The organism is Methylobacterium sp. V23, from assembly GCF_002917135.1.
Taxonomy (GTDB): Bacteria; Pseudomonadota; Alphaproteobacteria; order Rhizobiales; family Beijerinckiaceae; genus Methylobacterium.
Genome location: NZ_PDHT01000014.1, coordinates 20,043 through 31,981, shown reverse-complemented (window position 1 = coordinate 31,981; position 11,939 = coordinate 20,043). Strand labels below are relative to the sequence as shown.

Sequence of the window (11,939 nt, the reverse complement as noted above, 5' to 3'; positions counted from 1 at the left end):
CGTTTCAGGAACATCCAATCCTGTGACGGAGAACGCTCGCATGTCGCGCATCTTGTCCTTCGCCCTCGCGGGCACCACCGCCATCGGTCTCTCGGCGGGTTCGTTCACGGCCGCTCAGGCTGCCCCGATGCCGGCTCTGAGTGCTGCCCAGGTCGGTGGCGGCGCCACGGTCGAGACCGTGCGTTATCGCGGCTACGGCCGGGGTTATTATGGTGGCTATCGCCGTGGGCCCGGCGTCGGCGGCGCGCTGGCGGCCGGTGCAGCCCTCGGCATCATCGGTGGCGCCATCGCGGCCAGCCAGGCACCGCGCTATGGCTATTATGACCGCGGCTACGTCGGCACCGGTTACGGTTATGGCTACGACGCGCCGGCCTATGGCTATTACGCCGCTCCGTCTTACGGCTATGGCTATCCCGCCTACGGCTACGGCTACTGAGGTCTGACCTCGCCGAGCGCCCTCAGCGCCCGGACCGGCCCCCCCTGGTCCCGCCGACGGTCCAAGCCGTCGGCGGGATTTTTCGTATCGAGAATGGTAGAGCGGCTGGGACCAGGAAAGCCGGGGGCAGAGATGTGACGTCGATGACGGACGGAGGCAGCGAGACCAGGCATCTCGACCTCACCGGGTTGAAGTGCCCCCTACCGGCTCTGCGGACCCGGAAGGCCTTGCGCCGGATGCCCTCCGGCGCGTTTCTGGTGGTTACCTGCACCGATCCGATGGCGGTCATCGACATTCCCCACATGGTGAGGGACGAGGGCGACGCCCTCGTCGCGCAGACGCGGGACGCGGATCGGATAACCTTCACGATCCGCCGACGTCTCACAATCCCCGAGACCGTTGCCGAAAACACGCGCTTCACGCCTCATTGATGCGCCAAGCCGCTGTTAGGTCCCTTCCATTCGGTCGCCGCAGCCTCGGCGATCCGACGGGGGGAGAGCAGAATGGCGCCGATTATCCGCGGCACCCGGATCGTGCATGACGGCTGGAGCCGGTTTCTCGTCGCCGAGGTTACGATGGAGGATGGCACACGCCTGGCGCGCGAGATCGAGGATCACGGACGGGCGACCGCAGTACTGCCCTACGATCCGACCCGGCGGGTCGCTCTGCTAGTCGAACAGTTCCGGACCCCGGCCTTCTATGCGGCGGGGGTCACCTCCGTGCTCGAGGTCCCGGCCGGCCTCCTCGATGAGTCCGAGCCCGAGGAAGGGGCACGCCGCGAGGCCTTCGAGGAGACGGGCGTGCGTCTCGGCGCCCTCGAACCGGTCGCCTGCGGCTGGAGCATGCCGGGGATCTCGACCGAGCAGATGGATTTGTTCCTGGCGCCATACGAAGCGCCCGACCGAGTCGGTCCCGGCGGCGGACTGGTCGGCGAGCACGAGGACATCACCGTTCGGGAGCTGGCCTTGAGTGAACTCGCGGCGATGACGGATCGCGGCGAGGTCACCGACATCAAGACCCTGGCGTTGATCCTGACCCTGCGGGTGCGGCATCCGCACCTGTTCGGCGCGGCGTGATCCGTCCGAGACGCTTTAGGGCGTTTCAGGCGCGCGCTGGGCGTTGGGTGCCGGACGCTGCCGGGCGGCTTGGGGAAGCCGACGGGATCTCCGAAACAGCGATCGGCGCAGAGCAATCCCGAACAGTCCCCACGAGCGTACGAAGTAGCGGCGGAACAGCCGATGTGGCGCGTGCCAGAACCGGAAGAACCACTCGAGTCCGAAGCGCTGCATGAGGGCAGGCGCGCGGGGCACAAGCCCGGCCGCGACGTTCAGCGCTTCGCCGACGGCAAGGACGACCGGACTCCCAAGGGCGTTCCCTTGGCGGTCCACCCAGATCTCCGAACGTGGCGCACCGACGCCGAAGACGAGCAAGGTCGTTCCGTGCGCCCGCACGGCTGCACAGAGGTCCGCCCCGTAGGCCTCATCGTTCTCGAAGCCGAAGGGCGGCACGGTGAAGGCGACCGACGCGCGCGGTATACCCGCCATCACCAGGTGCTCAGTGAGGCGAAGTCCGACGGCCTCCGTCGAGCAGACGAGATAGATCTGCCGACCCGCAGGCCACGGTGCGGCAAAGGCGGCCGCGATGAGGTCGTGGCCCGTGACCCGCCGCGCCGATCGTTCCCCACAGAGCCGGGCGAGCCAGACGAGGGGCATGCCATCGAGGGTGTGAGCGACCGCGCCCTCGTAGGCTTTCCGGAAAGCCATGCTCTCCGACAACGTGACGATGTGATCGAGGTTCGCGGTGACGATCATGCGCGGACGGGTCGCCGGCTGGCGGGCCGAGGTCGCGAGGATGTCGATGGCCGATCCAGGCGTGAACGTGATGTCGAATAAGCGAACGCTCATGTCATCGCCTTTGGCACCTGTCCCGTGCTCACCCTGAGGATGAACGACGGGAACCCGGGGCTGCCCCGTTGCGCCACGTGGGAGGGTCGCACGGGGAAGGTTTGCAGAAATCGATCGTGGAGGCAGGGGTGGGCGGAGCTGGACTCAGGCATCGACAGCTCGGAAGCTGCGGGCCCCGGTCGACCCGCTCGTCCGGGGCGGACGGGGCACCCGTCGGTCGCGGCGGGCTCCGAGCCAGAGCGCGCCAGCGGCACCGAGACCGAGGCCCACAAGCAAGGCGAGGGGCAGCACCAGCTTCGGGGAGGGCGGCCAGGTCCGGCTCCGCGGCGGCGTCGCGGTCGAGATGACCCGCACGTTGGAACTGTTCAGACGCTCCTGTTCGTTGGTCTCGCGCGAGCGACGCAGAAAGGCCTCGTAGATCGAGCGCCGGGCATCGAGCTCGCGCTCGAGCTCACGCAGGCCCACATTGGCGCGATCGTTACCGGCCGTCTCGGTCTTGGCGCGCTCCAGGCTCCGACGCACCGCGGCTTCGCTCGCCACGGCCCGATCGTAATCCTTCTGCGAGGTGTCGATGATGCGCTCCTTCTCGCGCTGGATGAGGCGCTGGAGATCGCGTTGCTGCGCGTACTGGTCGGCCATGGCCGGATGGCGGTCGCCGAGGCGTTGGGCGAGTTCCGCGGTGTTGCGCGACAGGGTCGCGTATTGCTGCCGCAGGTTCTGCATTTCGAGCGACTGCAGCATTTCCGGAAGGGCGGTCCCGGCCTCGCCGGTGCGCATGTGCCGTGCCTGATCGAGCCGTGCCTTGGCCTCGGCCGTCTTGAGGGTCGCGGTAACGAGCTGCTGGTTGAGATCGCTGAGCTGCTGGTCGCTGAGGAGACGTCCGCTCGACGTCACCAGCTTGTTCGTCACGCGATACTGCAGGACCTTGCGCTCGGCCTCCTCGACCGATTGGCGCAGCGTCGTCAGACGGCCCGTCAGGGCCTCGGAGGCACGACGCGCCGCATCGGTGCGGGCCGCCGCATCCTCTGCGAAATACGCGTTCGCGATGGCGTTGGCGATCCGGGCCGACTTCTCTGGATCCTGGGTCTGGACATAGACGTCGATGACGAATGTCCGCTCGGCGCGACGCACGCCGAGCTTGAGGCGCAGGTTGTCGAGGGCGAGATTGACCGGCTCGCGGCTCGCCGGCGGCGGATCCATGCCGAGGAGCCCCTTGAGGCTCCGCACCAGCGGGTTTGTCGAGGCCGGGGGAACGAACTCCTCGTCCTCAGTCAGATCGAGGCGGTCGATGACCCGCCGCAGGACGCTGTCGGACTGCATCACCCGCGTCTGGCTCTCGGCGATCGAGACGCCGCTATCCGCCTGGGGTTGCCGGTTGCTGAGGTCGTTCTGGATCACCGGAAGATCGGACGGGTCGACGAGGATCTGCGTCACGGCGGTGTAGGTCGGCGCCACGGCGTTCAGCAGCACCACCGCGAGGATCACGGCGGCGAGCCCGCCGAGCAGGATCACGCCGGTGCCCCGCCACAGGCGACGCAGGATCAGACCGCTGTCGAGCCCGCTCGGAACCCTGGTCTCGAGAATCACCGGCTCGCCACGGACCGGGCTTCCGAAGTCGAACATCTGTCTCGTCTCCCGACCTGGTCGCCGCTCGCGCGGTTCTTCTCGTCCGCCTCGAACAACTCTGTTCCAGTTTTGCCGCCTGTCTGTCTCGAAATGGAACAGGCGCCGACTGAAACGGCATCAACATCGTCGTCTGCGCAGAACATATGCCAGCGGATCTGCTGCGCTGAGCGTCGCGATGGTCGCCCTCGCCGATCTCCTCGTAGAAGCCGTGACCCGCAATGATATTGGTAAGAACAGGTTTGCTGACAGGTTGCGATCTGCGTAGTCCGCCGGACCTTCGTCGCTTATCTGTGTACAACTCCAACCGGCTTCATGCTCGGGCACGATTGTGAGGCTGCACCAGCCGATCTTCCGCGACCTCGTAGGCGGCAGCACCCACCTTCAGAAACGTCGAGAAACACGCCGCGTCCCCAGCGGCGAGGCGGTTCCAGCGCGCCACATTGGCCCGCGCGGCAGCCGGTACGGCCGCGAAGGCGGAGCTCTCGACCCAGGAGAGGATTGCGGCGGCCGCTCCCTTCGGATCGGAGGGGTCGATGTGTAAACCGGAGCCGGCCAGTACCTCGGCGAAGACCGGTCCGTGCGGTGCGGCAACGGGAAGGCCGCCGTGCTGGGCCTCGAGGAGTGGCAATCCCAGCCCTTCGGCCTTCGAGGTGGAGAGCAGGAGATGGCATCGCGCCGCGAGGCCGCGCAGAGCTCCGTCGTCGAGATAGCCGTGCAGGGATAGGAAAGGTGGCGGCGCCGCGAGGAACGCATGGTGGCCCCAGCCGAACCGGCCGACCAGATGGAGTTCCGCAGCGATCCCACTTGCATTCAGGGCCGCAACGATGGCGAGCGCAGACCGGTAGTCCTTCCGCGGCTCGATGGTCCCGATGCAGAGCAGCCGAAGCGGCGTGCCGGGGGCGGGCGGCGGGGCGGCGGGCAGGCCGGTCAGTCCGAACACATCGCGCACGGCCGGCCTCAGCAGGGCGACCAGGGCCTCGCGTGCGCAGTACGCCCGGACTGCTTCCCCGGTGGTGCGCGAGTTGGCGAAGAAGGTGCGCCCGAAGCGTAGGGCGAAGGCGAAGCTCGGCGCCATGTAGAGGCGGCTCTTCCAGCTGAGGTCCTGCGGGCGCGTCAGCAGGAAGGTGTCGTGCACATAGGTGATGCACTGGCGACGACGCAGGACCGAGAGCGGACCCGGGGGGAACCCGGGGAAGAGGAACAGCGCCGCGGGATCGCGCAAGGCCCGCAGGGGCAGGCCGAGATGCTGGGCGGCGATCATGCCGGGGATCCCCCGCGCACGGACCGTGGTCACAGGGTGCGGATGGAGCGTGTCGGGCGTGAACAGGTCGAGGGCGACGCGCTCGATCCCGGTGACATGCCCGCGCAGATGCGTGTGATCGAGATAGAGGCGGCGAGGCCGGTCTGATGGCGCGCTCATCGAACCTCTCCGCGAGTCGCCGGCCGAAGCATCCTGCGCAGCGTCGCGACCGCGTAGAGGATCCGGCGCAGCCACGGCGGCATGTCGCGTCCCACGAGAGCATGCTTGGTCCGCCGAGCGAGGCGGACCACCCGCGAGGCGTCGCTTGGGATCAGGCCGGTCCGTCCGGGCGCGCGATCCTGCGCCATGGCAAAGGTCGACAGCATCTCCGGCGCGAAGCGGATCCGTCCGGTCCCGGCCGCGGCCGGCAGGATACCTCGCGCGACGAACACGTCGTTCAGGCGCATCGCGCAGGCGGCGTGGCTGTTGCGGCTCTCCAGGGCGATCCGTCCCAGGGCTCCCAGGCGTCGGCGCTCGGGAGCATCGGCGATCAGCGCGTGGAGGGCGTCTTCAAGGGCGCCCGCCTCCAGCGGCACGAGGCGGCCCGAGACCCCGTCCAGGACGGCGGTGGCCAGACCGGTGGCGCGATAGGCGATGGTTGGGGTTCCGCACAACCCGGCTTCCACGGGTGTCTGTCCGAACGTCTCCTGGCGGCTCGCGGTGATGTAGAGATCGCAGGCACCATACCAGGCTGCCAGCGTCGCCTCGTCACCGATCGGACCCGCCGCGATCAGATCCGGAATTCCGAGAGAATCCGGATCGTCGAGCCGCCCGACGACGACGAACCGGAGCCCCGGCCGGGCAGCCCCGCGCAGGATCGCGGTCAGCTCGGCCGTTCCCTTGCTGGGCGCGTCCGCGATCACGGCGGCGAACATGACGAGGACGTCATCGGTCGGCAGACCGAGTTCGCGCCGCAGGGCCGCGCGCGCGCGAGGACGGAACACGCCCGTCGGGAAGGCCAGGTCGATGCGATCGACCCGCGTCTCCCTCGGCGCCAAGGCGCGCGCCGCCGATTCCGTCCAGGCGGAGCCGGCGAGCAGGAGGGGTCCGTCGGGTTCGGCCAGGATCGCCTGCTTCTCGGCATAAACGCTGGCAATCCGCTGGGGCAGCAACTGCGGATAGGCGTTGGGCGAGGGACAGCGGGCGTCGCATCCCTCGGGGATGATGGGGCAGCCGGACGGGGAGGCGCAGCGCCCGGTGACGGGGAAGAGGTCGTGCAGCACGGCGGCGACCGGAACGGCTCGGGCGAGCCGCCCCAGGATCGTGGTGCGGCGGGTCGTGCCGTGCAGGTTGCCCGCCAGGACCAGATCGTAGCGCCCCTGCGACAGGGTGCGCTCCGTCCGCGGGAACCGCTCGACCCATTCGGCCGCCACCGGCGGCGATTCCGCCGCGAGGCAGTGATCGCTGACGGTGTGGCCGGCGAGGGCGAGCGCATCGCATAGGCGCCGGTGGGCGATCCCGGCGCCGCCGAGAGGACCCTGGTCGGTCAGGCTGGCTATCGAGAGGCCCGAACCCATTGCGGGCGCCGCGTGGCCCGGCGCAGAGTGCAGGAGCACCGGTCGGCCCACCCGTGCGAGCACCGCACCCTGACGGATGAGCCGCGGCCAGAGGGCGGCAACCGGATGTGCCGCGTCCGGGTCGAGCCCCCCGGCGGCCTGTACGCAGGAGCGCTGAAGCAGAGCCTCGCCGCCGGTGAAGGGGGCGAGCGACCCGTCCGGAGGCGCGGGATCGACGAGCGTCCCCGGGGGCGCTGCCGGTGCGTCGAGACCGAGCGGTCCCGCATCGAAGACGACCCGCAGGCCAACGACGACGTCGGCGCCACTGAGCAGGAGTTGCAGGCCGAGGGCGGCAAGTGCGTCGGGGGCCAGAAGGTCGCCCGGCTGGAGGATCAGGAGAGCCTCGTACCCTTCATCCGCAATGATGAGGGGCAACCGAATCGCGCCGTCTGTCCGCGGGATGATGTCGTGTCGGAGATTCGGATAGGCCTGCGCCTCTACAGAGGCCCGGGTGGCGGCGAGCCCGTCGCACGGCTGCTGGACCAGCGTCACGATGCGCAACCGCGGCCACGCGCCATTCGCCAAAGGTCGATCGACGAGAGCGGAACGGGGTGGTCCGAAGGGCCAATCTGCGATGCCGTGCGCACGGGGTCCGAAGCGATCGGCGTCACCGTCCACCGTCAGTTGCGCGACGGATCCGTCCGATAAATCCGTCACGCTAGTCCGATCACCCTTCGCCGATCACGCTCGCCTGGGCATCGTGAGAATGCCGAGGACCGATCTCACCAAGGATGCGGGGGAGAGCTGAATCTTCCGTATGCGCGATGCCGCAGTCCGGCTGACGATTCCCATCCGGCCCGGCGCGCGATCATGCCAGTCCAGTTGGACACGCACGCGGCGTTTACGCCGACGCGGGAATCGAACCGTCGCAGGGTGAGGGTCGGCGCCCGCCTGAACTCTCGACGTCGCTGGACATGCAGTGGAGCGCTTCGGCCCGGGTGTCCTACGCGAGCGAACAAGATCTCGAAATTTGAGTGATCTCGGGAAAGGACCAAGTCTTGATGAAGCTGGTCGGAGTGGCAGGATTTGAACCTGCGACCCCCACGTCCCGAACGTGGTGCGCTACCAGACTGCGCTACACTCCGACAACGCCGGCTGTGTGGGCCGGCGAGCGGACGTATAGCGAGCCCTCCTCGGAGCCGCAAGCGCTTCCTTGCGGGAAATCGTCAGTCGGTGCCGTTCTCAGCCCTGAAGGCCCCAGTCCTCCGGGAGGCGATACCGGTGGCAGGACTGACCGGGCAGCGGAAAGGCAACGGCGCCGGCAGCCTCCGGTCCGAGGTCGAAATCGGACAGCGACCACCCGCACCCCGTGGGGTCCGCGCCCTCCCAGGCAACGGTCGGCGCCGAGGGGGCACTGGTGCTGACGTCGAAGCCGTCAAGCGCGAGCATCAGGCCCGTGCCCAGTGCCTTCACGACGGCCTCCTTTCGCGTCCAAAGTCGAAAGAACGCATGATTCCGGAGGGCCTTCGGCGTCTGCGTCAGAACTTCGACTTCGTTGCGATGGAAGTGGGCGCGCGCGATCGGGAGCGGATCGTCAATCGGCCTGATCGCTTCTACGTCGACACCGATCGGAGCGGCGCAGGAGATGCCGACCAGGGCAAGGGATCCCGAATGGGACAGGTTGAAGTGCAGGCCTGCGCGTTGATGGGTTGCCAGAACGGGTTTTCCGCCAGCGTCCTGTCCGAAGATCAGATCCTGGGGCTGCCAGCCCCCGTATCGCGCCAAGATCAAGCGAAGCGCGACGTGGCTTTCGATGAAGCGCGAACGATCTTCGGCGCGGAGGAAGCGGTCAGCTCGAGCACGCTCTTCGTTCGAGAGCCAAGCGGTCCGTCCGGGCGGGAGGGCCGTACTGAGAGACAGATCGACGCGCCAGACCGCGTTGCCGGCATTGGCGCCAGGCACAGCACGATCCCAGCGGTGGGGTGCAGGCGTCGCAGCGGGCATGAGGCTGGACGCCAAATCTTCCGGAAAGCGCCGATCCATCCTGACGCGTACAAAGCCCTTGTCAGACCCGTCGCATGGCGGGCGCCGAGAGGGCTGTACGCCCATCACCACAACCCACGAAAGCCCATGTCGCGCGGGTCGACGCTCCGACGCGCCGTGGTTTCCTCAGGCGTAGACGTTACCACCCGTCTGGGGAAAACGCTCGGCCAGGGCACGCCGCAGCTTCTCGAGCGCACGGTTCTCGATCTGCCGAACCCGCTCCTTCGAGATACCAAGGCGATGACCAAGCGCCTCGAGAGTCGCCTGGTCCTCGGCGAGACGGCGCTCCTTGAGGATGCGCAGTTCACGCTCCGACAGAACCGTCAGGGCTTCGTTGAGCCAGATCAGCCGGCGTTCACCATCCACCGTCGCCGAGACGGTCTCATCCGGGAGTGCAGCACCGTCCACCAAGAAATCCATGCGCTCAGAGGAGGCTTCGCTCTCCTCGCCCACCGGCGCGTTTAGGGACATGTCGGGGCCGGACAGCCGGGCGTCCATCAAGGCCACATCTTCCCGAGACACACCGATAGCCGTGGCGATACGGCGATGGATCTCGTCGCCGACGTGCTCCTCGGTCGACTGCATCAGCCGAGCGCGCAGGCGACGCAGGTTGAAGAACAAGGCCTTCTGGGCCGAGCTCGTGCCACCGCGAACGATTGACCAGTTGCGCAGGATATAGTCCTGGATCGAGGCTCGGATCCACCATGTGGCATAAGTGGAAAAGCGAACTTCCCGCTCGGGCTCGAAGCGGGCTGCCGCCTCCATCAAGCCGACATGTCCCTCCTGGACGAGGTCGGCCATGGGCAGACCGTAGTGGCGAAAGCGTCCGGCAATGGCGATGACGAGCCGCATATGCGCCGAGATCAGCCCGTGCAGGGCGCGCTCGTCGCGCTCGTCCTTCCAGCGCACGGCGAGACCGCGTTCCTCATCCCGCGCAAGGAAGGGCGCCTCCATCGCCGTGCGTATGAATTGCCGCCGTATCCCTGCGATATCCGCCATCCCCGCCTCCGCCTCGATGAAACGTGTGCATCTGACCACAGGGCGTCACCGCCGATCGAAACCGAATGGTGGACCTGTGACTGGCAACGCGACAACACGAGGTCTGTGGGATGGTTCCGCGGCCAGGGTGCTTCACACGGTCTCGTGAGCGCGTGACCCGGAGCGGATGGGGCCAAGAAAAAAGCCCGGCGCGTGAACGCCGAGCTTTGAAAGCTGTTGGTTTCGAAAGATCCGGGACGCTGGAAGCTGCCGATCAGGCCGCCTCTTCCTGCAGATCGTCGCCTTCGGCTTCACCTTCCGCCTCAGCCTCGCCCTTGGCGCGCCGCGGGGACTTGGCAAGGCTCTGCTCGATCAGCTTCAAGGCTTCGGTCTCAGTGATGCGATTCACCGACGAGATTTCCCGCACGACCCGGTCGAGGGCCGACTCGTACAGCTGGCGCTCGCTGTAGGACTGCTCGGGCTGCGCCTCGGAGCGGTAGAGGTCGCGCACCACTTCGGTTACCGACAGGAGGTCGCCCGAATTGATCTTGGCCTCGTATTCCTGCGCGCGGCGCGACCACATGGTCCGCTTGATCCGGGCGCGGCCGGTAAGCAGATCCAGAGCCTTCTTCACGAGATCCGGCTCTGCGAGCTTGCGCATGCCAACGCTGTTGGCCTTGGCGGTCGGGACGCGCAGAACCATCTTGTCCTTCTCGAAGGAAACCACGAACAGCTCAAGCTTGTAGCCGGCGATCTCCTGCTCCTCGATGGCGGTGATGCGACCGACACCATGAGCTGGGTACACGACCGCTTCGCCGGTCTTGAAGCCTTGGCGGCCTGCCGTCGTCTTCTTGGCTGTGGTCATGCGAGAAGCGCCTCCAGAACATTGCGCGGCCTTGAACGCCGCGCCGAACCCTGTAATCCGGGGTGGGTCACCCGGCTCCAGCCCCTTGTCCGAAGGATCTGCATCAGCGACGCACATCCTGCCGGTTCCCAGGCAAACCGATGATCGCACAACGAGAGAGCGTTCGCCGAAAGCAACTGAGCCTTCAGCGATCGATCGCATGCGCCCCCAGTCCACAGCTGAGTGTGAGACCCATCAGGTGATGGCTGGAGGCAGCACGTCGGGCACGAACGACGGCAGGCATCTGTAATAACATAAACCCGCCGACGAATCAAAGGATTGCCGGCGCCGGGCCGTGGGAATGGCGAACGCTCGCCAGCGCTCCACAGCCTCTTCGTCATGCTTCGGGAGGGGCTCGGTGTCGGCGATAGGCCGCACCGAACGCACTTCGCGGCGATCAGTCGCCGGTGCCGGGATTGGCTGAGAAGTGCGCTTCGAACTTACCGGCGACGCCGTCCCAGGTCTTGGCGTCCGCTGGGGCGTCCTTCTTCTGCGTGATGTTCGGCCAAGTCCGCGCGTAATCCGCGTTCACCTTGAGCCAGGTCTCGAGGCTCGGCTCGGTGTCAGGCTTGATCGCCTCGGCGGGGCATTCCGGCTCGCAGACGCCACAATCGATGCACTCGTCGGGGTGGATGACGAGCATATTCTCGCCTTCGTAGAAGCAGTCCACCGGACAGACCTCGACGCAGTCCATGTACTTGCACTTGATGCAGTTGTCGGTGACGACGTAGGTCATGGGGCCTTCAGTCCTTGATCCGTCCAGCGCCGGGAGCGTCTCGATGCCGATGCATGGTCGCTCGCGCAGATCGTTGCACGGATGCCTTAATGTGGGGTGGCGGTGATGCCGGGTCGCATGGGCAAGAGTGAGTCGCGCTGGCTCTAGACCCTGTCCGTGGGACTGACAAGCGCGCTGGCGGACCTCCTGCACGACCGTTCACCTGGTGTCGCGCGGGTGACACGGGCCGGCCGCCTATTCTGGAGCATTCCCCACGACCTCGTAGAGCTGCTGGGCCTCCGGCGCCGGACCCCGCCGCTCGCCGAGATCGAGGATTCGGGCGATCACCGTGGCGTGCGCTGCCGCGACCGTCACGACATCTCCGAGGGCGACGGCCGTGGCGGAGGTGTCGACACGCTTTCCATTCACCCGGACATAGCCGTCGGTGACGAGGCGTGCCGCCAGCGATCGGGTCCGCGCGAAACGCGCGAACCACAGCCATTTGTCGAGCCGCTGACGTCCCGGCTTCATTCCACC

The 11,939-nt window shown here is 67.3% G+C and carries 12 protein-coding genes and 1 tRNA gene; 3 read left to right on the top strand and 10 right to left on the bottom strand.

The features are described from left to right. The first annotated feature begins 40 nt into the window (after window positions 1-40). The 3 genes from CRT23_RS14665 (at window position 41) to CRT23_RS14655 (ending at window position 1,512) form a co-directional block, all read left to right on the top strand. Complete coding sequence (locus CRT23_RS14665; RefSeq protein ID WP_055956835.1) at window positions 41-436, top strand: hypothetical protein; 396 nt, start codon at window positions 41-43, stop codon at window positions 434-436. A 143-nt stretch (window positions 437-579) separates the two neighbouring features. Then, window positions 580-867, top strand: coding sequence for a sulfurtransferase TusA family protein (locus CRT23_RS14660; RefSeq protein ID WP_103710288.1), 288 nt, complete (start codon window positions 580-582; stop codon window positions 865-867). A gap of 72 nt (window positions 868-939) precedes the next feature. Beyond that, window positions 940-1,512, top strand: coding sequence for an NUDIX hydrolase (locus tag CRT23_RS14655; protein ID WP_103710287.1), 573 nt, complete (start codon window positions 940-942; stop codon window positions 1,510-1,512). Window positions 1,513-1,527: 15 nt separating this feature from the next. Here the strand turns inward: CRT23_RS14655 and CRT23_RS14650 are convergent, their stop codons facing one another. The 10 genes from CRT23_RS14650 to CRT23_RS14605 all read right to left on the bottom strand — a co-directional run bounded on the left by CRT23_RS14650 (window position 1,528) and on the right by CRT23_RS14605 (window position 11,933). After that, window positions 1,528-2,340: a WecB/TagA/CpsF family glycosyltransferase gene (locus CRT23_RS14650; protein WP_103710286.1), complete on the bottom strand. Its 813-nt coding sequence runs from the start codon at window positions 2,338-2,340 to the stop codon at window positions 1,528-1,530. A 144-nt stretch (window positions 2,341-2,484) separates the two neighbouring features. Further along, the gene (locus tag CRT23_RS14645) at window positions 2,485-3,963 is read right to left on the bottom strand and encodes a GumC family protein (protein WP_103710285.1); all 1,479 of its coding nucleotides are present in this window, start codon (window positions 3,961-3,963) and stop codon (window positions 2,485-2,487) included. 313 nt (window positions 3,964-4,276) lie between these two features. Further along, window positions 4,277-5,386, bottom strand: coding sequence for a glycosyltransferase (locus CRT23_RS14640; protein ID WP_103710284.1), 1,110 nt, complete (start codon window positions 5,384-5,386; stop codon window positions 4,277-4,279). Further along, window positions 5,383-7,314, bottom strand: a complete 1,932-nt coding sequence (locus CRT23_RS14635) for a glycosyltransferase (protein ID WP_245436244.1) — start codon at window positions 7,312-7,314, stop codon at window positions 5,383-5,385. The genes CRT23_RS14640 and CRT23_RS14635 overlap by 4 nt, the downstream gene beginning before the upstream one ends. A 516-nt stretch (window positions 7,315-7,830) precedes the next feature. Beyond that, window positions 7,831-7,907: transfer RNA gene (locus CRT23_RS14630), tRNA-Pro, on the bottom strand. 97 nt (window positions 7,908-8,004) lie between these two features. After that, entirely contained in the window at window positions 8,005-8,724 is a 720-nt protein-coding gene (locus CRT23_RS14625) for a 4'-phosphopantetheinyl transferase superfamily protein (RefSeq protein WP_181017357.1), read from the bottom strand. Window positions 8,725-8,931: 207 nt separating this feature from the next. Continuing rightward, the gene (locus CRT23_RS14620) at window positions 8,932-9,804 is read right to left on the bottom strand and encodes an RNA polymerase factor sigma-32 (protein WP_055956812.1); all 873 of its coding nucleotides are present in this window, start codon (window positions 9,802-9,804) and stop codon (window positions 8,932-8,934) included. A 253-nt stretch (window positions 9,805-10,057) separates the two neighbouring features. Beyond that, the gene (locus CRT23_RS14615) at window positions 10,058-10,648 is read right to left on the bottom strand and encodes a CarD family transcriptional regulator (RefSeq protein ID WP_103710281.1); all 591 of its coding nucleotides are present in this window, start codon (window positions 10,646-10,648) and stop codon (window positions 10,058-10,060) included. Between the two features lie 436 nt (window positions 10,649-11,084). Beyond that, a complete protein-coding gene (fdxA, locus tag CRT23_RS14610) occupies window positions 11,085-11,423 on the bottom strand; it encodes a ferredoxin FdxA (RefSeq protein WP_055956805.1) in 339 nt (112 codons plus the stop codon). Window positions 11,424-11,657: 234 nt separating this feature from the next. Beyond that, window positions 11,658-11,933 (bottom strand): RNA-binding S4 domain-containing protein, encoded by a 276-nt coding sequence (locus CRT23_RS14605; protein WP_103710280.1) that lies wholly within the window; start codon window positions 11,931-11,933, stop codon window positions 11,658-11,660. Window positions 11,934-11,939: the final 6 nt, after the last annotated feature.